Genomic DNA, 20,374 nt, shown 5'->3' with positions numbered 1-20,374 from the left:
GCCCCACGGCGTTTGCCTGTAATTCCGCCGCATGTCCGAACCCAAGACCCCGAAAAGCCACGGTCGCCTGGCGATCCGCGCCAGCCTGACACCGCGCGACCTGATGGAGGAGCCGCGGGTGGTTTCGGGGGCGTGGACGGCAAGGGTCATCACCCTCTTCCCCGAGGCATTCCCGGGCACGCTGGGCCTGTCTCTGACCGGCAAGGCGCTGGATTTCGGGCTGTGGCAGCTTGAGACCATCGACCTGCGGGCCTTCGGCCAGGGTAGGCACCGCAATGTGGACGACACGCCCGCAGGCGGCGGTGCGGGCATGGTCCTGCGCCCGGATGTCGTGGATGCGGCCATCCGCCAGGCCCGCATCGGCACGCCTGTCGACCGTGCGCGGTGGCCGGTGATCTATTTGTCGCCGCGTGGCCGCCCCTTCACGCAGGCTGCGGCCCGGCGCCTGGCGGGCTGTGCGGGTGTGACCCTGCTTTGCGGCCGTTTCGAAGGGGTGGACCAGCGCGTGCTGGATCACCACCAGGTGGAAGAGATCAGCCTTGGCGATTTCATCCTGACCGGGGGCGAGATCGCCGCGCAGGCCGTGCTGGACGCCACAGTACGGCTTTTGCCCGGCGTTCTGGGCAATGCCGCCTCGACCGAGGAAGAAAGCTTTTCCGACGGCCTGCTGGAGCATCCGCATTACACCCGGCCGGCTGTCTGGGAAGGTCACGAGATCCCGGCGGTCCTGCAATCCGGAAACCATGCCGAGATCGCCCGCTGGCGCCGGGCAGAGGCCGAGCGCCTGACCCGAGAGCGTCGGCCGGATCTGTGGGCAAGGCGCGGCAGCCGGGCGGACGGACCCGCCGCGGATGGCGCTGACGATCCGGCAGGCACCGATTCGTGACGGCGGGCTGACCGCAGGCTGCCCTTGCGTGGGCAGAGCCGGAAGAAAGACGCATGACAGGCGGGCCGGTATCCTGCGGATCGAAGGATCAAGTCAGCGAATGCAATGACTTGCGGCAACATCGCCCCGTTGTGCCGGCCCTCGCCATTTCCGGTTCCCCCATCCTGACTGCATCGCTTTGCCTTCGCCGATCAGCCGCCCCCTTGACCGGACCGCGCCTTCCCCCTATACGCGCCCGGTCCGGGGCCATGCGCCCGTCGGACCCTTTTTCCTTTGCCTGCCTGCCTTCTTCCGCAGGGCCATCGCAAGGGAAAAGGCCCACAAGAAGCAGGCGCCACCTGCGGCGGGCTCTCTGGCCATCAGGGGGGACCCGGGCGAAGACCGGAAGCTCTGGCGCGGCATCACCTCTGCGGATCCACCGCAGGCAAATGGAGACGAAGCGCATGAACCTCATCGCGCAACTTGAGGCCGAGCAGATCGCTGCGCTCGGCAAGAAGATCCCGGATTTCAAGGCCGGCGACACGATCCGTGTCGGCTACAAGGTGACCGAAGGCTCGCGTTCGCGCGTGCAGGCCTATGAAGGCGTCTGCATCGGGCGCAAGGGTGGGCTGACGCTGGGTGCCTCGTTCACCGTGCGCAAGATCTCGTTCGGCGAAGGCGTCGAGCGGGTGTTCCCCCTTTATTCGACCAATATCGACTCGATCGAGGTCGTCCGCCGTGGCCGTGTCCGCCGCGCCAAGCTGTATTATCTGCGCGCGCGCCGCGGCAAGTCGGCCCGGATCGCGGAAGTCGCGAACTACAAAGAGAAATCGGAATAAGGACCGGGACGATGAAAGCCGATATCCACCCCGATTACCACACGATCACCATCAAGATGACGGACGGGACGACCTACACCACCCGTTCGACCTGGGGCAAGGAAGGCGACACCATGTCGCTGGACATCGACCCGCTGGCGCACCCGGCCTGGACCGGGCAGCAGGCCAAGCTGATGGACACCGGCGGTCGCGTGTCGAAGTTCAAGAACAAATACGCCGGCCTCGGGTTCTGATACCCGCCACCCTGCAGGCCTTGTGGGGCGCGCAGCGATGCGCGCCCTTTTGCTTGCGGGCGCGGCCGCATTGCCAGTGCCTTGGCAGACCGGCAGGCTGGCATGTTGCCACCCGCTCAAGGGCCTGTTGGGCCTTGAACGGGTCGGGGTCATGACCTGCGCGGCATCTCCCGTGCGGATCGGCCTGTCCGATCACGGGCGCATCTACTTCCGGCATGACGCAGGTGATCGGGACGACCGCAGCCGCCCTGATCTTGGCGGCGACCCGGCCGGCTGATGGCCTGCCTGATTTCCCGGCCCGACCTTCCCTTCCGTCTTCCCCCTCGCGGCGACTGCGCATATGAGATGCCCGGCAAGCGGAAGGGGCGGCCATGGCGCACATCATCGTTGTTGGAAACGAAAAGGGCGGTTCGGGCAAATCGACCACCTGCATGCATGTGGCGACGGCACTGGCGCGCCTGGGTCACCGGGTCGGCGCGCTGGACCTTGACCTGCGGCAGCGGTCCTTCGGCCGCTACATCGAGAACCGCCGCGCCTACATGGCGCAGGCCGGCCTGGCCCTGCCCACCCCCGACTATCGCGACCTGCCCGCTGTTCCCGTGGCGAACGGCGAGAATGCCCAGGACGAACGCCTGGCCAGTGCGATCGAGGCGATGCATGGCGAGAAGGATTTCATCGTCATCGACTGCCCCGGTAGCCACACCCGGTTAAGCCAGGTGGCCCATACCCTGGCCGATACACTGATCACGCCGATGAACGACAGCTTCGTGGACTTCGATCTGCTGGCCCGCGTAGATCCGATGACCGGCAAGGTCAGGGGGCCGTCAATCTATGCCGAAATGGTCTGGGCGGCGCGGCAGATGCGGGCACAGGCCGGGCTGAAGCCGATCGACTGGATCGTGGTGCGCAACCGCCTGGGCGCCCAGCAGATGCACAACAAGAAAAAGGTCGGCGCGGCGCTAGAGGATCTTTCGCGCCGCATCGGCTTTCGTGTGCTGCCAGGCTTTTCCGAAAGGGTGATCTTCCGCGAGCTGTTCCCGCGTGGCCTGACACTGCTTGACCTGAAGGATACCGGCGTCGACCAGCTGAACCTGTCCAACATCGCCGCGCGCCAGGAATTGCGCGACCTGATGACCGGGCTCAGGCTTCCGGCTCTGACGGTCGGCTTCTGAACACCGGGCCACCCAGACCCTGCTGGTTCACCAGTCTTGCCCGGTTGACCTTCTTCAGGCGCCGTTCGAACTGGGTAAGTGCCTCTGCATCGGTCTTGCGCCGAAGCAGGCCAAACTTTTGCAGGAGCGCGAGTGTTTTCTTCATTTTCCGCCAGTCCCTTTCCGCTTTAGCCACGATCCCCGGCAAGCAGGGCAGGACTGTGGCGCACTGCGGGTGGCCTTGCGGCGGCGCGACAGGGCGACCTGGACAGACTGTTTCAGATTGCGGAACGCTTGCCGCAATCCTGCCTTGACCGTCTGGCGCGATCAGCCCGCCTCGTCCTGAAGTTCGCGTTCCAGAAATCGCTCGAAGGCGTCCAGGTCCACTGGCTCGAACTGGCCGAAGCCCTGCATCCAGACCGATGCGGCGCGCAGGGCGTCGGGTTCCAGCTTGCACCAGATCACCCGGCCGCGCCTTTCTCGGCTGATCAGTCCGGCATCGGCCAGCACGCTCAGGTGCTTCGAGATGGCGGCCAGGCTCATCGCGAAGGGTTCGGCAACGTCGGTCACGGCCATGTCGTCTTCCAGAAGCATCGTCAGGATCGCCCGGCGGGTCGGGTCGGCAAGGGCGGCAAAGACGGCATCCAGACGATCATGCATGGGCCGCTTATCCCGCGCATGGCGGCAATCGTCAACCGCGGGGTTGAATATGTCTGCGGGTGCTCAGCACGCGCCACCTGCCAGAAGCGCGCAGAAAAACCATATTAGTAAATAGCTTGCAAGAAATGCCTACGGCTTGACTCTCTCGCGCCCGATCCGTAGGTTCCGCCCGACTGTATAGGGGTCTTGTCATGGCGTCCGATCCCGATCCCGACCGGCTGCGTGCGCTGGAGGCGCGGCTTGAACAGGTGAAGGGGGCGCCGAAGGCAGAGGACTCTGCCACGGCAAAGGGTTTCTCGCAGGGCGAGGTGGCCTGGAGGATGGTGATCGAGCTGGCGACCGGCATCGTGCTGGGGTCTGCCATCGGTTACGGGATCGACGTGCTGGCCGGCACGCTGCCCATCTTCCTGATCGTCTTCTCGCTCTTCGGCTTCGCCGCCGGCATCCGCACGATGCTGGGCACGGCAAAGGAATTGGGACGGAAAAGCGCGGCCGCTGCCGCGAGGGACGAAGGAAGCTGAGGATGGCGACGGAAGAGCACGGCGGCGGGTTGCAGATCCACCCGATGGATCAGTTCATCGTCAAGCCGCTGTTCGGCGATGGCCCGATCGAATGGTACACACCGACCAATGTCACGCTCTGGATGGCGATCGCGATCCTGGCGATGACGGCGCTTCTGGTCCTGTCCACCCGTCGCAGGGCCATCGTGCCGTCGCGCGGGCAGTCGGTGGCCGAACTGTTCTACGGCTTCATTCACAAGATGGTCGAGGACGTGGCTGGCCACGAGGGGCTGAAATTCTTCCCCTACATCATGACGTTGTTCATGTTCGTCTTCCTGTCGAACATCCTGGGTCTGATCCCGATGTCTTTCACCACCACCTCGCACATTGCGGTGACGGCGGTGCTGGCGCTGCTGGTCTTCCTGACGGTCACGCTGGTGGGCTTCTACCGGAAGGGGATCGGTTTCCTTGCGATGTTCTGGGTCTCGTCGGCGCCGCTGGTGCTGCGGCCGATCCTGGCCGTGATCGAACTGATCTCCTACTTCGTGCGTCCGCTCAGCCATTCGATCCGTCTTGGCGGCAACCTGATGGCTGGCCATGCCGTGATCAAGGTGTTTGCCGGCTTCGCCGGCGCCATGGGGATCGCCTCGGTCGTGCCGATTGCCGCCATCGTGGCGATCTACGGGCTGGAACTGCTGGTTGCCAGCGTTCAGGCCTATGTCTTCACCATTCTGACCTGCGTGTATCTGCGCGACGCCGTTGGCGACGCCCACCACTAGGGTCTGGACAACCAATCAACAGCATTCCATCCATAGGAGAGACATCATGGAAGGCGAACTCGCTCTGCTCGGCAAATACATCGGTGCCGGTCTGGCCACCATCGGCCTCGGCGGCGCCGGTATCGGCGTGGGCCACATCGCCGGCAACTTCCTGGCCGGCGCGCTGCGCAACCCGTCGGCCGCCCCCGGCCAGATGGCCAACCTCTTCGTCGGCATCGCCTTTGCGGAAGCTCTCGGGATCTTCTCGTTCCTGATCGCTCTTCTGCTGATGTTCGCCGTCTGATCTTTCGAACCTGATGTCCGGGCCAGGCTGGCGCCTGGCCCTGGTTCCAAGGATTTGGGAGAGACGACATGGCAACCGAAGCACATGGCGGGGCGGGACAGGCGGCTGGGATGCCCCAGCTCGACTTCTCTACCTGGCCGAACCAGATCTTCTGGCTTCTGGTCACGCTGGTCGTGATCTATCTCATTCTTTCGCGCGTAGCCCTGCCCCGCATCGGCGCAGTGCTGGCCGACCGGAAGAGCACGATCACCAACGACCTTGCCGCAGCCGAAGAGCTGAAGCAGAAGGCAGTGGCAGCCGAAAAGGCCTATAACGAGGCGCTGGCCAATGCCCGTGCCGAGGCGGCCAAGATCATCGCCCAGGCGAAGGCCGAGATCCAGAAGGATCTGGACGCCGCAACCGCCAGGGCCGATGCCGAGATTGCCGCGAAGACGGCCGAGTCGGAAAAGACGATCGCTGCGATCCGTGACGGTGCCGCCGCTGCGGTTGCCGAAGTGGCCCGCGATACGGCGGCCGAACTCGTGGCCGCGCTTGGCGGGACCGCAGATGCCAGGACCGTAAGCGAGGCCGTGGCCGCGCGGCTGAAAGGATAAGACGATGACACGCCTTTCCCTCCTTCTGTCGCTTCTGGCCAGCCCCGCGCTGGCGGCCTCGGGCCCGTTCTTTTCGCTGCAGAACACCGATTTCGTGGTGCTGCTTGGCTTTCTGGCCTTCGTGGGTCTGCTGGTCTATCTGAAGGTTCCGGCCAAGCTGACCGGCATGCTTGATGCGCGTGCCGCAGCCATCAAGGCCGAACTCGACGAGGCGCGTGCCTTGCGCGAAGAGGCCAAGTCAGTCCTTGCGACCTACGAGCGCCGCCAGAAGGAAGTGCAGGAACAGGCCGAACGGATCGTGACCTCGGCCCGCGACGAAGCCTTGGCCGCGGCCGAACAGGCAAAGGCCGAACTTCAGCGATCGATTGCGCGGCGCATGGCCGCCGCGACGGAACAGATCGCCTCGGCGGAAGCGGCAGCGATCCGTCAGGTCCGCGAGCAGGCGATTTCCGTGGCGGTCGCTGCGGCTGGCGACGTGCTTGCCAGCCAGATGACGGCGGATGCTGCGGCAAAGTCGATCGACGAGGCCATCGATCAGGTCGCGGCGCGGCTGCACTGATCGGAAAGTCCACCGAAATCAGGAACCGGCGGCCCGGAACGGCCGCCGGTTCTGCCTTTCTTCGGATCCCCCCGCAAGCCCCGAACGGCCAGAAAAAGCCCGTTACCGGCTTGCTTCGTGTTCCAGCCGCTGACGCGCGATGGTTTCGTGCTTTTCCGCGCGCATCTGATTGACATAGGCCTGTTCGACAAAGCTGAGATGCGCCTCGACCGCAGCCCGCGCAGCCACCGGATCGCGGGCCTGGATCGCCGTGTTCATCGCTCGGTGCTGGTCCAGAAGCTGGCCGCGCGTCATCCGATTCCGGAACATCACCTGACGGTTATAGAACACCCCCTGCCGCAGCAGATCGAACATCGACCGCAACATGTGCAGCATGATGACGTTGTGGCTGGCCTCAATGATCGACATGTGAAATTCGGCGTCCAGCTGCGCCTCGTCCGAAGGGTCGCGCTTCTGATGCGCGGCCTCCATCTTGCGAAAGATCGTGTCGATCAGCCGCAGGTCGGTTTCGGACCCCAGACGCGCGGCACGTTCGGCGGCAAGACCCTCCATGTCGCGACGGAAGGCGATATAGTCGAAGACCGCCTCGTCATGCGTGGCAAACAGCTGGATCAGCGCCGGGGAAAAGGCCGAACCCAATACCTCGGCCACGAAGACGCCAGAGCCCGCGCGGCTGACCAACAGGCCCCGTTCTGCCAGTTCGCTGATGGCATCGCGCAACGAGGGGCGGGATACATCCAGCTTTTCGGCCAGATCGCGTTCCGAAGGAAGGCGTTCCCCCGGTCGAAGGATACCGCGAAGGATCAGCTGCTCGATCTGCCGGACGACAGATTGCGACAGCTTTTCGGGTGTTACCTTCTGAAACGGCATTTTCCGATCCGTCAATTGGTCGGAAATTATGACCAATGCCTGTGCCGCGCAACGAAAAAAGGGCCGGAGACGATCCGGCCCCTGTTCCTTGCGGCTGACGTTCTCAGCGCGTCGGGCGGATGATGATTTCGACCCGGCGGTTCTTGGCGCGGCCTTCCGGTGTCAGGTTCGAGGCGATGGGCTGGTCCTCGCCACGGCCGATGGCAACGATCCGCGATGCGGGAACGCCGTTCTCGCGCAGGATATTCGCCACGGCGACGGCACGGCGCTGCGAAAGATCCTGGTTGTAGGCGGCGGCGCCGGTGTTGTCGGTATGGCCGATCACCTCGATCCGGCTGTTGGGGTATTTCAGCAGGCTGGACGACACGGCCTGCAGGTCGCGGCGCAGGTCGGGGCGCACGGCGGCGCTGTCCACAGCGAACAGCAGATCCTGCGGCATGTTGACGATCAGGTATTCGCCCGTGTTGGTCACCGAAATGTTCGAGTTCAGCGAACTGCGCAGCTCGGCGGCCTGACGGTCAAGGTCGGCCCCAATGATCGCGCCGGTGCCTGCGCCCAGCACGCCACCGACGATCGCGCCCTTCAGACGGTCGCTGTCCGAGGAAACCGCCGCGCCTGCAATCGCGCCGGTAACACCGCCGATGATCGCACCCTGCCGCTGGCGGGCGTTCGGGTCATCAGGATAGGCGTTCGGGTCCACGCAGGCCGTCAGGGCCAAGGTGCTGGCGACGGCCAGGATCAGTGGGGTTTTCGTCATCATGTGCTCTGCCTCGTTACTAGGCCCGGTCAGGGCTCAGGCGATCTTATATCAGCCTGCGGCGAAGACTTACAGTCCTGCGTCCGCTCGGCAGGGTTTTGCCCATCAAAGTCCCGTGCGTGCCGATTCCCAGGCCAGCATGGCGCGCTTGCGCGGCAGACCCCAGTGATATCCGCCAAGGCCGCCATCGCGCCGCAGCGCACGATGGCAGGGGATCAGGAACGAGATCGGGTTGCGCCCGACCGCCGTGCCGACGGCCCGGTAGGACGAAGGGTGGCCGATCGCGCCTGCGATGTCGGCATAAGTGGTCACATGGCCTGTCGGGATTGCCAGAAGCGCCTCCCAGACCTTGATCTGGAAGGGCGCGCCGATCAGGTGCAGCGCGGTTGCACGGGCCCCGAACGCACCCTCGACCAAGGAGCCCAGCGCGGCCGGATCCTCGATGAATGTGGCACGAGGCCAGCGAACGGCCAGATCCTTCAGCGCTGCCTCTTCGCCCCCTTCATCAGCAAAGGCCATGCCGCAGATGCCCCTGCCGGTCGCCATCACCACGGCCGGGCCGAAGGGGCTGCCGAACCGGCCCCAGCGAATTTCCAGCCCTTCGCCGCCCTTCGCATAATCGCCGGGCGACATCGCCTCCCAGGTCAGGAACAGGTCGTGCAGCCGCCCGGTGCCCGAAAGGCCGGTCTCTAGCGCCGTGCCCAGCAGCGTGCGCCGCTCTGCCAGCAGCCGCCGGGCATGGCCCAGCGTCAGGTATTGCTGGTATCGTTTCGGGCTGACCCCGACCCACTGGCTGAAGACCCGCTGGAAATGCGACGGGCTCATCTGCATCCGTGCGGCCAGGATCTCCAGCGACAGGCAGGGGCCTTCGGCGTCAATGATCTGCAGCGCGCGGGCAATCACCTGGTAATGATAGGCGGGGGACTGGTCGGTCATGTGGCTTCCTCGGGTCGGATCCTCCGGCGACGGCGCCTTCTCCTGGCCGGGTCGGCAAGGATTGACGAAGTCATCGACGCGCCATTCCGATGTAATCGCCCCTGTCCGCCGCCGCGACCCGATTCCTGCGGCTTGTCGCGGGGCGGCTTTCGTGCTGCAACAGGCGCATGGTCCAGCAGCTTCCCTACGCCACCCTGAAGCGGATCTTCGCGCGCTTCGCCGAGATCGAGCCCCATCCGAGGGGCGAGCTTGAACATGTGAATGCCTTCACCCTGCTGGTCGCCGTGGCCCTGTCGGCACAGGCGACGGATGCGGGTGTGAACAAGGCCACGCGCCGGCTGTTCCAGATCGCCGACACACCGGAAAAGATGCTGGCCCTGGGCGAAGAGGGACTGATCGAACACATCAAGACGATCGGCCTTTACCGGAACAAGGCGAAGAACATCATGCGCCTGTCCCGCCTGCTGATCGAGAACTTCGGCGGCGAGGTGCCGTCCTCGCGCGCGGCGCTGACCACATTGCCGGGTGTAGGCCGCAAGACGGCGAACGTGGTGCTGAACATGTGGTTCCACCACCCCGCTCAGGCCGTGGATACGCATATCTTCCGCGTCGGAAACCGCACAGGCATCTGCCCCGGAAAGGATGAATTGGCCGTCGAACGCGCGATCGAGGACAACGTGCCGGTCGAATACCAGGCCCATGCCCACCACTGGCTGATCCTGCACGGGCGGTATATCTGCACAGCGCGCAAGCCGAAATGCGGCATCTGTCCGATCCGCGACTGGTGCCAATACGAGGAAAAGACTGAATGAAAACCTATCAGGTCGTGGGCATCGGCAACGCCATCGTCGATGTGTTCTGTTCTGCAGATGACAGTTTTCTGGACCTGATGGGCATTCAGAAGGGCATCATGCAGCTGGTCGAACGCGAGAGGGGCGAACTTCTTTACGGCGCGATGACCAACCGCCAGCAGGCGCCCGGCGGGTCGGTGGCCAACACGCTGGCCGGTCTTGGCAACCTTGGCCTGACCACCGCCTTCATCGGCCGCGTCCACGACGATGCCCTGGGCCGTTTCTACGCCCGCACCATGGCCGAGGAGGGCACGGATTTCGTTAACCCGCCCGTGCCAGGGGGCGAACTGCCCACTTCGCGCAGCATGATCTTCGTCAGCCCCGATGGCGAGCGGTCGATGAACACCTATCTCGGCATCTCCTCCGAACTCGGCCCCGAGGATGTGTCGGACGAGGTGGCCGGCCGGGCCGAGATCCTGTTCCTGGAAGGCTATCTTTATGACAAGCCCAAGGGAAAGCAGGCCTTCGAACGCGCGGTGCAGCTTTGCCGCGCTGGCGGCGGCAAGGCCGGCATCGCACTCAGCGACCCGTTCTGCGTCGATCGCCACCGCGACGATTTTCGCCGCCTGGTCAGGACGCTGGATTATGTGATCGGCAACGAACACGAATGGTGTTCGCTGTATCAGGCCGATCTGTCCACCGCCCTGGAACAGGCCGCAGCAGATGCCGGGCTGGTCGTCTGCACCAGGTCCGGCCACGATGTCATCGTTGTGCGCGGGGATGAGGAAGCCGTGGTGCCGGTCAACCGCGTGGTGCCGGTCGATGCAACCGGCGCGGGCGACCAGTTCGCCGCCGGCTTCCTTTATGGCCTGGCCACCGGGCAGTCGCTGGCCACGGCCGGCCGGATGGGCTGTGTCGCCGCCGCCGAGGTCATCAGCCATTTCGGCGCCCGACCAGAGACTGACCTGAAGGCGCTGTTCAGGAAAGAGGGCCTCATCTGACCGTTTCGGGTCAGATGCCCGCCTCAAGCCGTCCGATCAGGGTGCCCAGCATCGCCCGACAGCGATCAAGCTGTTCCATTGTCACGAATTCGTCGGGCTTGTGACCCTGCGCCATCGAGCCGGGCCCGCAGATCACCGTGGGGATACCAAGGCGCTGGTCGAAAAGCCCGCCTTCGGTGCCGAAGGCCACCTTGATCGTGCCGTTCGCCCCGGTCAGCCCCTTGACGAAATTGACCACCGCCGCATCCGAGGGCGTGCCGAGGCCGGGGTAATCCCAAAGCCGCTCGATCCGGATCGCGGCCTCGGGGAAGTCGGCCCGCAGGGGCGCGACGATCGCTTCGGCCTCGGCCTCCAGCCGGGCAATCAGCGCGCCCACGTCCTCGCCCGCCAGAGACCGGATCTCGAAATCCAGTGTGGCTTGGTTCGGCACGATGTTCACCTGCACGCCACCCGCCATCTTGCCGACATGCAGGGTCGTGTAGGGCACGTCATAGTCGCCATCGCGCAGGCCCGTCGCCGCCACCTCGGCCTGCACCCGCCGCACCGCGCCCAGGAAATCCGCCGCCAGATGCAGCGCGTTCAAGGCCAGCGGCGCCAGCGCCGAATGCCCCTCGCGCCCCGTGCAAGTAGCCCGCAGGGCGACCTTGCCCTTGTGGCCGGTGGCGACCTGCATCCCCGTCGGCTCGCCCACGATGCAGAACCGGGGCTTCACCGGCGCCGCCGCCAGCATGTCGATCAGGCTGCGCACGCCCATGCAGCCGATTTCCTCGTCATATGACAGGGCCAGATGCAGCGGCACCTTCAGCGGGCGCTTCGCGGCCAGAAGCATCGCCTCTACCGCGCAGGCAACGAATCCCTTCATGTCCGCAGTGCCGCGCCCGTAAAGCCGGCCGTTGGCCTCGGTCAGGGCGAAGGGCGGATGCGTCCACGCCTGACCCTCGACCGGGACCACGTCGGTATGACCCGACAGCATCACGCCACCCATTCCCTCTGGCCCCACGGTGGCATGAAGATTCGCCTTCCCGCCCGAGGCATCGGGGATCAGAACGGCCGGCACACCCGCCCCGGCCAGCAGATCCTTCACATAGCCCATCAGCGCCATGTTGGGCTTCGCGCTTACCGTGTCGAAGCCGATCAGCCGGTCGAGGATATCTTTGCTTTGCATGGGCGCCTCCTGTGCCCTGCTAGCGCGAAGTCCCCTGCGACGGAAGGGGCAGGAGGCTTGCCCGGCCGCTACCCGGGACAAACCGATCCCGGCAACATGCCGTCAGTGTCATTGCCAAGCAGTCTGTTTCGATGCCCGATTTCCCGCAGCTGGCCATTGCACTTCCGGCAGCCATGCCGATCATGCTGCCTGCCCCGGCACATGCCGAAGACCCTGCCATGCCCGGCCCCGTGGCGACGGTTGACCTTGCGACACGGCTTCATGCCCATGCGTTTGCTGCCGATGACGCGCTTGCAGTCGTGGCGGTCTTCCACCTTGCGCAGGGCGTCGCTTTGCGGGAGGCCCCCGATTGGCACCGCACCACCGAGGATGCCGACGGCACCCAGACAGTCTTTGCCCGACTGCCACCCGCAAAGCAGCACGAGATCGCGCAAGACGCGAGCCGCCCCTGGAAAGCCGAATTTTCGCTGATTGATCTCTGGAGTCTGGACGGGCAGCATCGAGACTTTCGCCTGCGATCTTGCCGGCGATGGCCCCCTCTTGCCGGTTCTGATCAGCGGCGCCTTGGCAGAAGGCACGCGGGGCAGGATCGGCGGGTCTAACCGGCACGTCGTGAGGATCGGTCCGCCAAGGCATGATATCTGGCGGATTCCCTTCGCCGGGCAGGCGCGCGCCGAGGTCGGAGCGTTCGGCGACGGCATGGGCGCGCTGGTCTGGAAGGTGACCGATGCCGAGGGCTTCCCGATCTGCATGGACATCTTGTCGGAAGGTCCGCTCCACTGCGGTTTTGACCTGCCAGTGGATGCCCTCCATTTCGGCACGGTGATTGCAGGGTGAACGTGGAAAGCGGCTATCTTCTTGTCACGAACCGACATCCTGGTGCCTGAAAATTCCAGGCAGGCGGCGTTCCCGCCTTGCCGCCGTGCGCCCGCTTTGCGACAGTCGCGACCATGCCGCGCCGCCTCTCTGCTGTCCTTCTGCTTCTGGCCCAACCTGCGCTTGCCGAGGGGCCGAACCTCTCGTCCGCTGCGCAGGGCGAACCGGGCAGTGCTGCGCAACTGGTGCTGGCGCAGCGCCTGCATGACCATGCCATGCAGCATGGCGATGTTCTGGCCCTGATCGCCGCGATCCGGCTTGCGCGGGGGGTAAGCCTGCGCCCCGCGACCGGCTGGGAAATGGCCCCCGCTCCCGAGATTGCGCCCGATGCCCCACAGGGTGCTCTGGCGGCGCCGGATCCGGGTGGAGAGGCCGCCTTGAGCATCGCGCGCAACCTGGCGATCGACGATCCGGATTTGCAGGATCTGGTCTATGACCTCGACGCCCAGTTGCCGCGGGCCGCGCCGCATACGGCCGTCGAGGCGCGCGCCAACCTTGGCCCCGGTCAGACGCAGGACTGGCGCCTGCCCCTGTTCGGAGAAGTTGCAGCCGAAATCGCGCTGATCGGTGACGGCGATGGCGCGCTGTCGCTGACCATCGCAGACGAAGACGGCGCCACGGTCTGCGTTTATCCCCCGAGCCATGAGCCGCTGCTCTGCCGCCTGACCCCAGCGCGCAACGGGTTCTTCACCGTCACCATTCGCAACGCCGGCGACACGGTGAACAGCTACCGGCTTGTCGGGAACTGAAGCGCGTGACGCAAAGATGACACTGAAATTCCTTTCCGCTGCCCTTGCCGCCACCGCGCTTGTCGCGCTGGCCGTGCCAACGATCGCCCAGGACAAGACCGGCACGAATGCCGGTCCGGCCGCCGAAGGCGCCGCCCCTGGTGCTGCAGCCACCATGGCCCTTGCGCAGGAACTTCATGCCGTTGGCGTCGCACAGGGCGACGCAGTGACCGTGCTTGCCGCGGCAAAGCTCGCTGCCTCGGTGGAGGTGACAACTTCAGAGGCCGGCACCCTTGACCCTGCCGCCATCACTTTCCGCGAGGGTGATCAGAGCACCTTCCGCAAGAAGGCCGCGCCCGCCGCCCCGGCCGCCCCGGCGCCGATGATGAACGACGAGATGCGCCGCGCGGCCAAGGCCAGCTTCTTCAGCGCCACCACCGATGATGACGGCGCCGCCGATGCCCCGGTGACCGCCGATGCCATGTTCGCCAAGGCCAGGGCACTCGCCGGCGACGACGAGGCGATGCAGCGCCTGATCGATGCCGCCATGGCCGAGGGCTCGCGCGGGCGGATCGGCGGGGCGGTGCAGTGGCTGTCGCGCCTGCCCGCTGGCATGACCGATGTCTGGGAGGTTCCGTTCTATGGCAATTCCTACGCCGAGGTGGCGGTCGTGGGCGATGGCGATGCGAACCTCGATGTGGCGATCACCGATGAGAACGGCAACGTGATCTGCTATGATGTCAGCTGGTCTGACAAGCTTTACTGCGACTGGACGCCGGCCTGGGACGGGTATTTCTACATCACCGTCCAGAACGGCGGCCGGGTGCGCAACAGCTATTACCTGATGACGAACTGATCAGCCCCGCCGTGCTTGGCGCGCTGCCCTCAGGCGGGCGGGTCGGGGGTTCGCTGCGATCACCTCGTTCAGCCGGGGCACGAACTTCGATACGTCCGTATAGGCCGAGAACAGCGCCGTCTCGTCACAGCCGCGGCCGGTTGCGGCGGTCAGGCCCCAGCTGACGATCCGGGCCTGGATGTAGTACCCATCCTCCAGCGGGAACGAACAGCGGGCCTCCGGAATCGCCGCTGCAGCTGGTCCTGCCGCCTTCGAACGTGCCCAAGCAGATCAGGTTCTCGCTCATCGGTTCAGGGGCTTGCGCCAGCAGTTCGTCCCAGACCGCATAGGCATCGTCCTCGCCCACGCCAAGGGTCTGTGCGGCGAAGGCAAAGCCGCCCGTCGTTTCCTCGGCCCTCGCCTCCAGCAGGGCCGCATTGCAGAGGTTACGGTGCAGGATCTGGATCTGCGCCTGCCGCAGCTCGGGCGAGGGGCGGGCACCCTCCTGCAGGCCCCAGCCGGTGACGATGGTCGTCACGCCCTGCCGGTTCAGCAGGCTGCCATATTCGGCATCTGGCACCTCGATGGTCTTGTCGGGCACGCCGGGCGCCCGGGCCAGCTTGATCAGCGCGATGTCGAAGTCGAATATGTCCGGCGCATACGAGGGATGGCGGAACTCCGCCTCGACCGGAATCGGATCGCCCTTGCCGGGCGCCAGTGCGCTGGTGCCGGCAAGCACAGAAAACTCGTCTGGCCGCAGGTCGGAAAAACCTCCGTCTCGTTCCTGAATGTGGATGCAATGGGCAGCGGTCAGCACCCACTGGTCCAGCACCAGGCTGCCGCCGCAGAACTGGCTTTCCGCCCCGACCGCGTCGGCGACGATCAGCGCCACCTGCCAGGGCCAGGCGCCTTCGGCTGCCACTTCGCCGCCGATCACCTTGGCGCCGGAAGCGTCCTGCATCGTTGCGCGCGTCGCCTTGCCGCCTGACTTTGCAAAGGCATAGGGCGAGACAGTCACGTCTTCATCCGGCGACGGGAAGGGCGCGTCCCCGGCCCGGAGTGCGGTTGCGGTTGTCGGGTTCCAGCCGATCCTCCAGCCACAGTGTCAGGGCGTTGGCACCGGCAAGGTCGCGCGTCGCGCCGGGCGCGGCCAGATGCGTCAGGTCAACGCGCGGGGCATCGGGATCGACCGGGACAGCCAGAACCCAGATCTCCTCGAGCCCCGGGGTGCTGCCGGGTTCGATCATCAGGCCGACGCGGCAGCTTTCGCCGGGGGCCAGACGGTTGACCGGATTGCGCACCGGCCAGATCGGTTGCACCAAGAAGTCGGCAGCGAAACAGAGTACCGTCACCTCCTACGCCTTGCCGCCGGTGTTGGTCAGCGTCAGCTACAGCTGGTCGCAGGGTGCCACGCCCTGTGCCGGGTCGTACGGGGTGGGGGCGGCAACCGTGCCGCAGTCGCCTGCATCCGCGCGGCGTTCGATGGCAGTGGTCACCGGCACCGTTCCGGTCAGGCTGCGGCCGGCAGCCCCGCCCAGCAGCTTTCGCAGGCGCAACCCGTGCGCAGCACGATCCTGCATCCGCGCCATGGCTTGTGCCGGGGTTTCGCCATCCAGCGCTACCATCCGGGGGGACGATCCCGCCCTGGCCGGGTCCAGCACGCCATCGGCCCCGGCCAGGGCAACGGCGCCCCCGGTCAGGATCGGCACCAGGTCGGGCGCAGGCCCCGGGGAGATGGTGCGGCGACAAGATCGGTCCATAGGGCGCCCTCCGGCGCCTCACCCGTCAGCCGGGCTGCGCGGGCCGAGACCCCGGTCACCGACATCACCGCCAGCGGCTTTCCCCCCGCCGGGCCAGCGTAAAGCGCGACCTCGGCACCCTCGGCCAACCCGTCCAGCAGGTCTGCGGCCAGTGCATCGCCCGCGCCCCTCCATCGCGCAGCGCCCAGCCCCTGGCCGAAGACCTGCGCTTCCAGCAGCGGGCCCTCGCCTTCGGGCATCTGCCGGGCCGGTCTCCGCACCATCCCCTCGCGCGTGGCGGCCAGCACCTGGGCCCAGCTGGCCTCGGGCACCTCGCGCAGGGTTCGGGCCAGTTGCAGGGTGAACTCGCCATGCCAGGTGACGCCATCTGCCAGCGGGTATTCGTAAGACCGCTGGTCGGATTGCGACGAGTATAGGAAGACGAACTCTCCGCTCAGCGGTGGCAGGGGTCGGCCGCGTGCGGGCACTGCATCGTCCGGGATGCCAAGCTGCGCCTCGTCAACAAACCGCGTCACACCCGCACCGCCGACGGCCCGAAAGCCGGTGCCCGAATGGCGCGCGTCGATCAGGCCGATGACCCGCACCCCGTGGCTCAGCGCGGCCTGTGCCCAGGTCTGCAACTCGTCGTCCAGAATCGCGTTTTCGACCATGCCGAGCGCCCCCTTCCAGCCGGCGGCGTCAGCGGACAGCAGGATCTTTCATGGCCGCCGCCTTCGTCACCCGACATGTCTGGCGCCTGGGCGCCGTGGCCCGAGAAATGGAAGACCAGCGTATCACCCGGGCCGGATTCGGCAGCAGCGGCATCGAGTGCGGCCATGATCTCAGACCTGGTTGCCGCGCCGACCACGACGCCCCGGGGCAGGCCGGTCGGATCGGTGGGCAGCACACGTATCGCCCCCGGGGCGACGCCGCGCGCGATCAGTGTCTTGGCCATCAGGCGCACATCATTGGGTGGGCCCCGCAGATCGGCATCGAGCAGGGCATGGTCGCCAACCCCGGACAGCACCGCGCGTATCTCGGCAAGGGCCGGAGAGGCCAGAAACAAGGGCAGGATCAGGCCGGTTGCGCGCGCCAACATGGCTGGGCAGGGTAGCCCTGCGGCCCCACCCCGCATACCCTGCGATGCGGATGGCTGAATTTGTCGGGCCTGTGCCCTGAACGCGGAATTCTGGAAGAATTCCGCCCGGAGCCTGCACAGGCTTCAGCCCGATTTCTTCGAAGAAATCGGCGCCCGGCCCTAGCCCTTCAGTTCGGACGTGATCCTGACCGGCCCGACCGCGCCCTTCAGCTTGGCGCGGTAGATGACCACGCCTTCGGCCACCCGCATCACATAGGTCCGCGTCTCGGCGAAGGGGATCGACTCCACCCAGTCGACCACATCGACATCCGGCCTGCGGGGATCTCCGAATTCCTGGATCCAGCGGCGCGGGCGGCCAGGACCGGCATTGTAGCCCGCAGCGATCAGGGCAATCGACGGCCCGAACTCGGCCACCATCTCGGCCAGATATGCCGCGCCCACAGTCACGTTGTAGGCCGGATCGCTGGTAAGCTTGCCGTCCTTGTGTTCCAGCCCCAGCTTTCCGGCCATCAGCCTGGCGGTGCCGGGCAGCACCTGCATCAACCCCCGCGCATCGGCGGCGGACCGCGCCAGAGGGTCGAACTCGCTTTCCCGCCGCGCGATTGCCAGTGCCAGTGCCCGGCTGACCTTCAGCCCGTCGGGCACGAAGGCCGGAATGGGGTAATAGGCGCGTGGCAGGATCAGCCCGCGTTCCGCGGCCGCCTTGCCGACCAGCACCGCAAGATGCGGCTCGCCCCAGTCGGTTACCATGTCGGCCATCTGCGCCAGCCCCGTGGCGTCCTGGCTTTCGGCAAGATGCAGCAGGAACCGCTTGGCAAGGCCCAGCTCGCCCGCCTTGCGCAAGAGCTCGGCCGCCTCCATGACCGAGGACTTGCGGAACCCGGCTTCATTCCAGTCGGGTGCGCGGCCATTTGACAACAGGCCCGCATCAAGGCTGAGCCCCAGCCGTTCCGCCGCCAGAAGCCCGTAATAGGCCGTCTGATGCGCCGCAGCCGCACGGTAGCTCGCGCTGCCGTCCTGTCCTGCGGCCTCTTTGGCGCGACCGATCCAGTAATGCGCGCGGGCCAGGCTGATCGGGGTCTTCACGCCCGCCAGAAGATGTTCGAAATGCCGCAGCGCGGTTTCGGGGTCGTTCAGCCTGCGCAGCGCGATGAAGCCCGACAGGAACTCCAGATCGGCATAGGCGGAGGCCCCGGCGCCCTCGGGCAGCCAATGGCGCGAGGCGACCTTGTAGGCTTCCGCCGGGCGGCCCTGCCGCATCAGCCAGCGCGTCAGGATCGCGCGGCGTTCGGCCCAGGCTTCCGGGCGGCCCAGAGCCTCGGCGCTGGCCGAGCGTTCCAGGATCAGGGGCAGCGCGTCGTCATAAAGGTCGCGCTTCATCCGCCAGATGAACCGGTCGAACGCGAGCCCCGCGTCGCCCTTGCGCGCGGCCGGAACCGCCTCGATCAGCTGGGTCACGCCGGGCGTTTCGGCCTGAAGCGCGATCCGCGCCTTGGCCAGGGCCTGAAGGTCCTTGCCGACCCGCGGCAGCATCCGGTCGGCCTCGCCCCTCCGCCCGGCCCACAGAAGGTTGTCCAGCCGCAGCTCATGGACAAAGCTCACCGCCTCGGGCGCCAGCGCGATCAGCGCTGCCTCGTCCTCGGCGGTGAAGGACAGTTCGGCCCAGGCGCGCATTGCCTCGGTCTCGGCTTCCGCCATCCGGCCCTGGGCCTGAAGCGCGCGCACATAGGCCAGCGCGCCCTTGCCGCTGCGGGGCGGGGCGCCCTTGAACCATGCGATCACGCGGGCCGGATCGTCCGACCGCGCCACCGCCTCTTCGCCCTTCTCGCGCAGCAGCGCAAGGCCGGGCCAGTCGGGCCGCCGGGCCAGGAAATCCTCGTAGTCGCCCAGCCGCCCGTCGCCCGCGCGCAGGCGCTGCCAGAGGATCACGTCGCGGCCCACGCCCGAGGGCGCCACGGCCAGCGCGCCGTCCCAGTCCTTGCTTGCGGCGACCTGCAAGGCGGTGCGCATGGCCTGCACGCTGTCGGCTTGCGCCGGCATGGCCAGAAGCGCCAGCGCCAGAAGCGCCGCGCCAAGGTGTTTCTTGCCTGTCATGGTCTGGAATCTGCCTGATCGGGCCGCAGCCGACAACCCACGACTGCGTCAGCGGGCGGAGTCTTGGCTTTGACCCGGCCAGCGGCTATGAGTCGCGCGCAGTCGGGCAATTCCGCCCCATCACAGGAGAAGCGTCATGATCAGAGGGTCCCTTCCAGCCCTGGTGACGCCGTTCAAGAACGGCGAACTCGATCTGGTGACGCTGAAGAAACTGGTGGACTGGCACATTGCCGAAGGGTCGCACGGGATCGTTCCGGTGGGAACCACGGGGGAAAGCCCGACGCTCAGCCATGCCGAGCACCAGAAGGTGATCGAGGAAGTCGTGGCTGCCGTTGCCGGCCGGGTGCCAGTGATCGCAGGGGCGGGGTCGAACAACACGGTGGAAGGGATCAGCCTGATCCGCCATGCCGAGAAGGTGGGTGCCGATGCGGCCCTGGTTGTCACGCCCTATTACAACAAGCCCACCCAGGCCGGCCTGATTGCGCATTACACCGCGCTGCATGATTGCTGCACCCTGCCCATCATCATCTACAACATCCCCGGCCGGTCGGTCATCGACATGACACCCGAGACGATGGGCCAGCTGGCGAAGCTGCCGCGGATCATCGGCGTCAAGGATGCGACCGGCAAGATCGAGCGCGTCAGCCAGCAGCGCGCCACCTGCGGCAAGGACTTCATCCAGCTGTCGGGCGAGGACGCGACCGCGCTGGGATTCAACGCCCATGGCGGGGTGGGCTGCATCAGCGTCACCGCGAACGTGGCTCCGAAACTCTGCGCCGAGTTCCAGGAGGCGACGCTGCGTGGGGACTATGCCAAGGCGCTGGAATACCAGGACCGGCTGATGCCGCTGCACGAGGCGATCTTCATCGAACCCGGTCTTGTCGGCGCGAAATATGCGTTGTCGGTGCTGGGGCTGTGCAGCGAAGAGGTGCGCCTGCCGCTTGTGGGCGTGACCGACGGGACCAAGGCGAAGATCAAGGCCGCGATGAAGCACGCCGGGCTGATCTGACCTGTCGCCGGC

General features: G+C 66.3%; 28 protein-coding genes. 16 read left to right on the top strand and 12 right to left on the bottom strand.

Annotated features, from left to right (window positions below; translation table 11 throughout):
- Positions 1-31: 31 nt before the first annotated feature.
- The 5 genes from trmD (at position 32) to EYB42_RS03645 (ending at position 3,109) form a co-directional block, all read left to right on the top strand.
- Positions 32-886 carry a tRNA (guanosine(37)-N1)-methyltransferase TrmD gene (gene trmD, locus EYB42_RS03660; RefSeq protein WP_135448316.1) on the top strand — a complete coding sequence of 285 codons (855 nt, stop codon included), beginning with the start codon at positions 32-34 and terminating at the stop codon, positions 884-886.
- Positions 887-1,329: 443 nt separating this feature from the next.
- Positions 1,330-1,704 carry a 50S ribosomal protein L19 gene (gene rplS, locus EYB42_RS03655; RefSeq protein WP_135448313.1) on the top strand — a complete coding sequence of 125 codons (375 nt, stop codon included), beginning with the start codon at positions 1,330-1,332 and terminating at the stop codon, positions 1,702-1,704.
- 11 nt (positions 1,705-1,715) lie between these two features.
- Complete coding sequence (gene rpmE, locus EYB42_RS03650) at positions 1,716-1,937, top strand: 50S ribosomal protein L31 (RefSeq protein ID WP_135448311.1); 222 nt, start codon at positions 1,716-1,718, stop codon at positions 1,935-1,937.
- A gap of 151 nt (positions 1,938-2,088) precedes the next feature.
- Positions 2,089-2,214, top strand: coding sequence for a hypothetical protein (locus EYB42_RS17685; RefSeq protein ID WP_256371629.1), 126 nt, complete (start codon positions 2,089-2,091; stop codon positions 2,212-2,214).
- Between the two features lie 94 nt (positions 2,215-2,308).
- Positions 2,309-3,109 (top strand): division plane positioning ATPase MipZ, encoded by an 801-nt coding sequence (locus EYB42_RS03645; protein WP_135448309.1) that lies wholly within the window; start codon positions 2,309-2,311, stop codon positions 3,107-3,109.
- Here the strand turns inward: EYB42_RS03645 and EYB42_RS17250 are convergent.
- Both EYB42_RS17250 and EYB42_RS03640 read right to left on the bottom strand, forming a co-directional pair.
- Positions 3,078-3,254 carry a hypothetical protein gene (locus EYB42_RS17250; protein ID WP_167850914.1) on the bottom strand — a complete coding sequence of 59 codons (177 nt, stop codon included), beginning with the start codon at positions 3,252-3,254 and terminating at the stop codon, positions 3,078-3,080. The two genes, EYB42_RS03645 and EYB42_RS17250, sit on opposite strands and share 32 nt — an antisense overlap.
- Before the next feature lie 161 nt (positions 3,255-3,415).
- On the bottom strand, positions 3,416-3,748 hold the full coding sequence (locus EYB42_RS03640; protein ID WP_135448307.1) for an ArsR/SmtB family transcription factor: 333 nt from the start codon (positions 3,746-3,748) through the stop codon (positions 3,416-3,418).
- Between the two features lie 191 nt (positions 3,749-3,939).
- Between EYB42_RS03640 and EYB42_RS03635 the strand changes: the two genes are divergently transcribed.
- The 5 genes from EYB42_RS03635 to EYB42_RS03615 all read left to right on the top strand — a co-directional run bounded on the left by EYB42_RS03635 (position 3,940) and on the right by EYB42_RS03615 (position 6,462).
- Positions 3,940-4,269 carry an AtpZ/AtpI family protein gene (locus EYB42_RS03635; RefSeq protein WP_135448305.1) on the top strand — a complete coding sequence of 110 codons (330 nt, stop codon included), beginning with the start codon at positions 3,940-3,942 and terminating at the stop codon, positions 4,267-4,269.
- Between the two features lie 2 nt (positions 4,270-4,271).
- Positions 4,272-5,027 (top strand): F0F1 ATP synthase subunit A, encoded by a 756-nt coding sequence (locus EYB42_RS03630; protein WP_135448303.1) that lies wholly within the window; start codon positions 4,272-4,274, stop codon positions 5,025-5,027.
- A gap of 46 nt (positions 5,028-5,073) precedes the next feature.
- Positions 5,074-5,310, top strand: coding sequence for a F0F1 ATP synthase subunit C (locus tag EYB42_RS03625; RefSeq protein ID WP_135448301.1), 237 nt, complete (start codon positions 5,074-5,076; stop codon positions 5,308-5,310).
- Positions 5,311-5,378: 68 nt separating this feature from the next.
- Positions 5,379-5,903 carry a F0F1 ATP synthase subunit B' gene (locus EYB42_RS03620; protein ID WP_135448298.1) on the top strand — a complete coding sequence of 175 codons (525 nt, stop codon included), beginning with the start codon at positions 5,379-5,381 and terminating at the stop codon, positions 5,901-5,903.
- Positions 5,904-5,907: 4 nt separating this feature from the next.
- Positions 5,908-6,462: a F0F1 ATP synthase subunit B gene (locus EYB42_RS03615; RefSeq protein WP_135448296.1), complete on the top strand. Its 555-nt coding sequence runs from the start codon at positions 5,908-5,910 to the stop codon at positions 6,460-6,462.
- A 102-nt stretch (positions 6,463-6,564) separates the two neighbouring features.
- Here the strand turns inward: EYB42_RS03615 and EYB42_RS03610 are convergent, their stop codons facing one another.
- The 3 genes from EYB42_RS03610 to EYB42_RS03600 all read right to left on the bottom strand — a co-directional run bounded on the left by EYB42_RS03610 (position 6,565) and on the right by EYB42_RS03600 (position 9,025).
- On the bottom strand, positions 6,565-7,332 hold the full coding sequence (locus tag EYB42_RS03610; protein WP_135448294.1) for an FCD domain-containing protein: 768 nt from the start codon (positions 7,330-7,332) through the stop codon (positions 6,565-6,567).
- Between the two features lie 103 nt (positions 7,333-7,435).
- Positions 7,436-8,092 (bottom strand): OmpA family protein, encoded by a 657-nt coding sequence (locus tag EYB42_RS03605; RefSeq protein WP_135448292.1) that lies wholly within the window; start codon positions 8,090-8,092, stop codon positions 7,436-7,438.
- Between the two features lie 102 nt (positions 8,093-8,194).
- The gene (locus EYB42_RS03600) at positions 8,195-9,025 is read right to left on the bottom strand and encodes a methylated-DNA--[protein]-cysteine S-methyltransferase (protein WP_135448290.1); all 831 of its coding nucleotides are present in this window, start codon (positions 9,023-9,025) and stop codon (positions 8,195-8,197) included.
- Positions 9,026-9,192: 167 nt separating this feature from the next.
- Here EYB42_RS03600 and nth point away from each other — a divergent pair, with 167 nt between their 5' ends.
- On the top strand, positions 9,193-9,837 hold the full coding sequence (gene nth, locus EYB42_RS03595; RefSeq protein WP_135448288.1) for an endonuclease III: 645 nt from the start codon (positions 9,193-9,195) through the stop codon (positions 9,835-9,837).
- A complete protein-coding gene (locus EYB42_RS03590) occupies positions 9,834-10,817 on the top strand; it encodes an adenosine kinase (protein WP_135448286.1) in 984 nt (327 codons plus the stop codon). The genes nth and EYB42_RS03590 overlap by 4 nt, the downstream gene beginning before the upstream one ends.
- 10 nt (positions 10,818-10,827) lie before the next feature.
- On the opposite strand, the gene argE is transcribed toward EYB42_RS03590, so the two are convergent.
- Positions 10,828-11,982: an acetylornithine deacetylase gene (gene argE, locus EYB42_RS03585; protein WP_135448283.1), complete on the bottom strand. Its 1,155-nt coding sequence runs from the start codon at positions 11,980-11,982 to the stop codon at positions 10,828-10,830.
- A 471-nt stretch (positions 11,983-12,453) separates the two neighbouring features.
- Here argE and EYB42_RS03575 point away from each other — a divergent pair, with 471 nt between their 5' ends.
- The 3 genes from EYB42_RS03575 to EYB42_RS03565 all read left to right on the top strand — a co-directional run bounded on the left by EYB42_RS03575 (position 12,454) and on the right by EYB42_RS03565 (position 14,442).
- Positions 12,454-12,819 (top strand): hypothetical protein, encoded by a 366-nt coding sequence (locus EYB42_RS03575; RefSeq protein WP_135448279.1) that lies wholly within the window; start codon positions 12,454-12,456, stop codon positions 12,817-12,819.
- Between the two features lie 113 nt (positions 12,820-12,932).
- Positions 12,933-13,607: a hypothetical protein gene (locus EYB42_RS03570; protein WP_135448277.1), complete on the top strand. Its 675-nt coding sequence runs from the start codon at positions 12,933-12,935 to the stop codon at positions 13,605-13,607.
- 16 nt (positions 13,608-13,623) lie between these two features.
- Positions 13,624-14,442 (top strand): hypothetical protein, encoded by an 819-nt coding sequence (locus EYB42_RS03565; RefSeq protein WP_135448275.1) that lies wholly within the window; start codon positions 13,624-13,626, stop codon positions 14,440-14,442.
- A 124-nt stretch (positions 14,443-14,566) separates the two neighbouring features.
- On the opposite strand, the gene EYB42_RS03560 is transcribed toward EYB42_RS03565, so the two are convergent.
- From EYB42_RS03560 to EYB42_RS03535, 6 genes are all read right to left on the bottom strand, one after another.
- On the bottom strand, positions 14,567-15,439 hold the full coding sequence (locus tag EYB42_RS03560; RefSeq protein ID WP_167850913.1) for a S1 family serine peptidase: 873 nt from the start codon (positions 15,437-15,439) through the stop codon (positions 14,567-14,569).
- 4 nt (positions 15,440-15,443) lie between these two features.
- Positions 15,444-15,773, bottom strand: a complete 330-nt coding sequence (locus tag EYB42_RS03555) for a hypothetical protein (protein ID WP_135448270.1) — start codon at positions 15,771-15,773, stop codon at positions 15,444-15,446.
- A 36-nt stretch (positions 15,774-15,809) separates the two neighbouring features.
- Positions 15,810-16,130, bottom strand: a complete 321-nt coding sequence (locus tag EYB42_RS03550) for a hypothetical protein (RefSeq protein ID WP_135448268.1) — start codon at positions 16,128-16,130, stop codon at positions 15,810-15,812.
- Positions 16,118-16,831 carry a caspase family protein gene (locus EYB42_RS03545; protein WP_135448266.1) on the bottom strand — a complete coding sequence of 238 codons (714 nt, stop codon included), beginning with the start codon at positions 16,829-16,831 and terminating at the stop codon, positions 16,118-16,120. The genes EYB42_RS03550 and EYB42_RS03545 overlap by 13 nt, the downstream gene beginning before the upstream one ends.
- The gene (locus EYB42_RS17800; protein ID WP_167850912.1) at positions 16,774-17,259 is read right to left on the bottom strand and encodes a caspase family protein; all 486 of its coding nucleotides are present in this window, start codon (positions 17,257-17,259) and stop codon (positions 16,774-16,776) included. Before EYB42_RS17800 ends, EYB42_RS03545 begins: the two co-directional genes overlap by 58 nt.
- A gap of 159 nt (positions 17,260-17,418) precedes the next feature.
- Positions 17,419-19,353: a lytic transglycosylase domain-containing protein gene (locus EYB42_RS03535; RefSeq protein ID WP_240783947.1), complete on the bottom strand. Its 1,935-nt coding sequence runs from the start codon at positions 19,351-19,353 to the stop codon at positions 17,419-17,421.
- A gap of 136 nt (positions 19,354-19,489) precedes the next feature.
- On the opposite strand from EYB42_RS03535, the gene dapA reads away from it, so the two are divergent.
- Complete coding sequence (gene dapA / locus EYB42_RS03530) at positions 19,490-20,362, top strand: 4-hydroxy-tetrahydrodipicolinate synthase (protein WP_135448262.1); 873 nt, start codon at positions 19,490-19,492, stop codon at positions 20,360-20,362.
- Positions 20,363-20,374 lie beyond the last annotated feature (12 nt).

Origin of the sequence: Tabrizicola caldifontis (assembly GCF_004762095.1) — a bacterium.
In the GTDB taxonomy this organism is placed as follows: Bacteria; Pseudomonadota; Alphaproteobacteria; order Rhodobacterales; family Rhodobacteraceae; genus Tabrizicola; species Tabrizicola caldifontis.
The sequence above is the reverse complement of the archived record's forward strand: the minus strand, read 5'-3'. Positions and strand labels throughout refer to the sequence as shown.

Excerpts from the sequence above, each read along its gene's own strand:
- trmD (WP_135448316.1), top strand. The coding sequence starts at position 32 with ATGTCCGAACCCAAGACCCCGAAAAGCCACGGTCGCCTGGCGATCCGC.
- rplS (WP_135448313.1), top strand. The coding sequence starts at position 1,330 with ATGAACCTCATCGCGCAACTTGAGGCCGAGCAGATCGCTGCGCTCGGC.
- rpmE (WP_135448311.1), top strand. The coding sequence starts at position 1,716 with ATGAAAGCCGATATCCACCCCGATTACCACACGATCACCATCAAGATG.
- EYB42_RS17685 (WP_256371629.1), top strand. The coding sequence starts at position 2,089 with ATGACCTGCGCGGCATCTCCCGTGCGGATCGGCCTGTCCGATCACGGG.
- EYB42_RS03645 (WP_135448309.1), top strand. The coding sequence starts at position 2,309 with ATGGCGCACATCATCGTTGTTGGAAACGAAAAGGGCGGTTCGGGCAAA.
- EYB42_RS17250 (WP_167850914.1), bottom strand. The coding sequence starts at position 3,254 with ATGAAGAAAACACTCGCGCTCCTGCAAAAGTTTGGCCTGCTTCGGCGC.
- EYB42_RS03640 (WP_135448307.1), bottom strand. The coding sequence starts at position 3,748 with ATGCATGATCGTCTGGATGCCGTCTTTGCCGCCCTTGCCGACCCGACC.
- EYB42_RS03635 (WP_135448305.1), top strand. The coding sequence starts at position 3,940 with ATGGCGTCCGATCCCGATCCCGACCGGCTGCGTGCGCTGGAGGCGCGG.
- EYB42_RS03630 (WP_135448303.1), top strand. The coding sequence starts at position 4,272 with ATGGCGACGGAAGAGCACGGCGGCGGGTTGCAGATCCACCCGATGGAT.
- EYB42_RS03625 (WP_135448301.1), top strand. The coding sequence starts at position 5,074 with ATGGAAGGCGAACTCGCTCTGCTCGGCAAATACATCGGTGCCGGTCTG.
- EYB42_RS03620 (WP_135448298.1), top strand. The coding sequence starts at position 5,379 with ATGGCAACCGAAGCACATGGCGGGGCGGGACAGGCGGCTGGGATGCCC.
- EYB42_RS03615 (WP_135448296.1), top strand. The coding sequence starts at position 5,908 with ATGACACGCCTTTCCCTCCTTCTGTCGCTTCTGGCCAGCCCCGCGCTG.
- EYB42_RS03610 (WP_135448294.1), bottom strand. The coding sequence starts at position 7,332 with ATGCCGTTTCAGAAGGTAACACCCGAAAAGCTGTCGCAATCTGTCGTC.
- EYB42_RS03605 (WP_135448292.1), bottom strand. The coding sequence starts at position 8,092 with ATGATGACGAAAACCCCACTGATCCTGGCCGTCGCCAGCACCTTGGCC.
- EYB42_RS03600 (WP_135448290.1), bottom strand. The coding sequence starts at position 9,025 with ATGACCGACCAGTCCCCCGCCTATCATTACCAGGTGATTGCCCGCGCG.
- nth (WP_135448288.1), top strand. The coding sequence starts at position 9,193 with ATGGTCCAGCAGCTTCCCTACGCCACCCTGAAGCGGATCTTCGCGCGC.
- EYB42_RS03590 (WP_135448286.1), top strand. The coding sequence starts at position 9,834 with ATGAAAACCTATCAGGTCGTGGGCATCGGCAACGCCATCGTCGATGTG.
- argE (WP_135448283.1), bottom strand. The coding sequence starts at position 11,982 with ATGCAAAGCAAAGATATCCTCGACCGGCTGATCGGCTTCGACACGGTA.
- EYB42_RS03570 (WP_135448277.1), top strand. The coding sequence starts at position 12,933 with ATGCCGCGCCGCCTCTCTGCTGTCCTTCTGCTTCTGGCCCAACCTGCG.
- EYB42_RS03565 (WP_135448275.1), top strand. The coding sequence starts at position 13,624 with ATGACACTGAAATTCCTTTCCGCTGCCCTTGCCGCCACCGCGCTTGTC.
- EYB42_RS03545 (WP_135448266.1), bottom strand. The coding sequence starts at position 16,831 with ATGGTCGAAAACGCGATTCTGGACGACGAGTTGCAGACCTGGGCACAG.
- EYB42_RS17800 (WP_167850912.1), bottom strand. The coding sequence starts at position 17,259 with ATGTTGGCGCGCGCAACCGGCCTGATCCTGCCCTTGTTTCTGGCCTCT.
- EYB42_RS03535 (WP_240783947.1), bottom strand. The coding sequence starts at position 19,353 with ATGACAGGCAAGAAACACCTTGGCGCGGCGCTTCTGGCGCTGGCGCTT.
- dapA (WP_135448262.1), top strand. The coding sequence starts at position 19,490 with ATGATCAGAGGGTCCCTTCCAGCCCTGGTGACGCCGTTCAAGAACGGC.